2 protein-coding genes and 1 pseudogene are annotated in these 2274 nt (G+C 64.7%); all 3 read left to right on the forward strand.

The features are described 5' to 3' along the window. Positions 1-1074, forward strand: a 1074-nt coding sequence (locus EOA28_RS32965; protein ID WP_128315710.1) for an aromatic amino acid lyase, incomplete at its 5' end; no start/stop codon positions are given. A 35-nt stretch (positions 1075-1109) separates the two neighbouring features. Further along, positions 1110-1928, forward strand: coding sequence for an N-formylglutamate deformylase (gene hutG, locus EOA28_RS32970; protein WP_127249972.1), 819 nt, complete (start codon positions 1110-1112; stop codon positions 1926-1928). Between the two features lie 25 nt (positions 1929-1953). Next, a pseudogene (locus EOA28_RS32975) lies at positions 1954-2274 on the forward strand (urocanate hydratase); the annotation flags it as partial.

Below are 2274 nucleotides of genomic sequence, written 5' to 3' on the forward strand. Positions count from 1 at the left end.
GTCATGATCGGCGTCGGCGAATGTTTTACCCCGCATGGCCGCTTCCCGGCCAAGGTCGCCTTCGTCTCGCATGGGCTGGAGCCGGTGACGCTCGGCGCCAAAGAAGGCCTGGCGCTGCTCAACGGCACGCAGTTCTCGACCGCTTTTGCGCTGGCCGGCCTGTTCGAGTCCGAGGTGCTTTACCAGTCGGCGCTGGTTGCCGGCGCGCTGTCGACGGACGCAGCCAAGGGCTCCGACGCTCCCTTCGATCCGCGCATCCATCTTTTGCGGAAGCATCGCGGCCAGATCGAGACGGCGGATGCCTTGCGCAATCTCATGGCCGGCAGTGCCATCCGTGAATCGCATCGCGTCGACGACGAGCGCGTGCAGGATCCGTACTGCCTGCGCTGTCAGCCGCAGGTGATGGGCGCCGCGCTCGATGTGCTGCGCAAGGCCGCCGACACGCTCGAGACCGAGGCCAATGGCGTCACTGACAATCCGCTGATCTTCGCCGAGGACGACACCGCGCTCTCCGGCGGCAATTTCCATGCCGAGCCGGTGGCCTTCGCCGCCGACATGATCGCGCTGGCCGTCTGCGAGATCGGCTCGCTGTCGGAGCGGCGCATCGCCATGCTGGTCGATCCGGCGCTGTCGGGCATGCCGGCCTTCCTCACGCCCAAGCCGGGGCTCAATTCCGGTTTCATGATTCCGCAGGTGACGGCGGCAGCGCTTGTTTCGGAAAACAAGCAGAAGGCCTATCCGGCGAGCGTCGATTCGATCCCAACCTCGGCCAACCAGGAAGACCATGTCTCGATGGCCGCGCACGGCGCGCGCCGGCTGCTCGGCATGATCGAGAATGCGACCGCCGTCATCGGCATCGAATTGCTGGCCGCGGCGCAAGGCTGCGATTTCCAAGCGCCGCTGGCTTCGAGCGAGGCGCTCGAAGCGGTGCGCAAGCTGGTCCGCGCTGAGGTGCCGTATCTCGACAATGACCGGCATTTCCATCCCGACATGGAAAAGGCGATCGCCATGGTGCGCAGCGGCGCCGCGGTGAAGGCGGCCGGTGCTGTGAAGCTGCCCGGGATTGCGTCGTGAGAACGCTTTCCAACTCCAGCGATGGGAGATCTCTCATGACCTCGCCCAACTGGCTTACCGTCACCCAAGGCACTGCGCCTCTGCTGGTCTCGATCCCGCACACAGGCATCGATCTTGCAGGCCTGGACTCTCGCCTGGTCTCGACCTGGCTCGGCCGGCGCGACTGCGACTGGTGGATCGACAAGCTCTATGATTTTGCCGCCGACCTTGGCGCGACCGTCGTGCACACCGCCATCTCGCGCACGGTCATCGACGTCAACCGTGATCCTTCCGGCGTTTCGCTCTATCCCGGACAGCCGACGACGACGCTCTGCCCGACGGACACGTTCGACGGCGATCCGCTCTACAATATGGGTGACGAACCGACCCCGTCCGAGATCGATCAGCGCCGCGAGACCTATTTCGTGCCGTATCATGCCGCCCTGCAGGCCGAGATCGACCGGCTGCGCGGCATGCACGAGAACATCGTGCTCTATGACTGCCATTCGATCCGCTCGGTGCTGCCGCGCCTGTTCGAAGGCACGCTGCCGGTCTTCAACCTTGGCACCAATGACGGCAGGAGCACCGATCCGTCGCTGCAGCAAAAGGTCAGCGAGATCCTTGCCGCGACCGGCGAGAGCTGGGTGGTGAACGGCCGTTTCAAGGGCGGCTGGATCACCAGAAGCTTCGGCCGGCCCGAGAACGGCGTCCACGCGCTTCAGATGGAGCTCTCCAACCGCGGCTATATGCGCGAGCCGGCCGAAAAGGGTTCGCCGGAAAACTGGCCGGTGCCTTACGACCCAAGCTATGCCGCGCCGATCCGCGCCACGCTGAAAACCATTCTCGAAACCGCCATTGAATGGGCTGGGCGCTGACGCGCCGCCTTACTCGAAAGGGACAATGATGAACGATCCGCGCCACAACATTCGCGAAGTGCGTGCGCCCCGCGGCGACAAGCTCAACGCCCGCTATTGGACGACTGAGGCGCCGCTGCGCATGCTGATGAACAATCTCGACCCGGAGGTCGCCGAGAACCCCAACGAACTGGTCGTCTATGGCGGCATCGGCCGGGCGGCGCGCACCTGGAACGATTTCGACCGCATTGTCGCTTCGCTGAAGATGCTGGGCGAGGACGAGACGCTGCTGGTTCAGTCCGGCAAGCCGGTCGGCGTCTTCAAGACCCATTCCAATGCCCCGCGCGTGCTCATCGCCAACTCCAAC

This window comes from Mesorhizobium sp. M2A.F.Ca.ET.067.02.1.1 (genome assembly GCF_004023285.1).
Taxonomy (GTDB): domain Bacteria; phylum Pseudomonadota; class Alphaproteobacteria; order Rhizobiales; family Rhizobiaceae; genus Mesorhizobium.

Bases quoted from the DNA above. Each gene is read 5' to 3' on its own strand.
- hutG (WP_127249972.1), top strand. From the start codon at position 1,110: ATGACCTCGCCCAACTGGCTTACCGTCACCCAAGGCACTGCGCCTCTG.